Source organism: Saccharothrix coeruleofusca, from assembly GCF_014648515.1.
Taxonomy (GTDB): domain Bacteria; phylum Actinomycetota; class Actinomycetes; order Mycobacteriales; family Pseudonocardiaceae; genus Actinosynnema; species Actinosynnema coeruleofuscum.
The window spans coordinates 1-206 of record NZ_BMRG01000019.1 but is presented as its reverse complement, the minus strand read 5'-3'; the positions used below and the strand labels follow the sequence as shown (position 1 = coordinate 206).

Sequence of the window (206 nt, the reverse complement as noted above, 5' to 3'; positions counted from 1 at the left end):
AGCAGCGGGGTGCCCGAGGCGCGCCAGGAGTCGCTGTCGCGGATGCCCCACACGGTGATGCCGGTGCAGCGCGCCACGGCCAGGCAGGCCTGGGTGACCCGCCGGAAGTTCTCCGCCTGGGTCTGCCCCGAGCCCTCGATGTCCAGCTCGGTGATCTGCACCTCCACGCCCAGGTCGGCGAAGCGCTGCAGGGTGGTCTGGTAGTT

At 71.4% G+C, this 206-nt stretch carries 1 protein-coding gene; it reads right to left on the bottom strand.

What is annotated here, in order from left to right:
- Positions 1 to 206, bottom strand: a 206-nt coding sequence (locus IEZ00_RS37375) for an endo-1,4-beta-xylanase (protein WP_229796243.1), incomplete at both ends; no start/stop codon positions are given.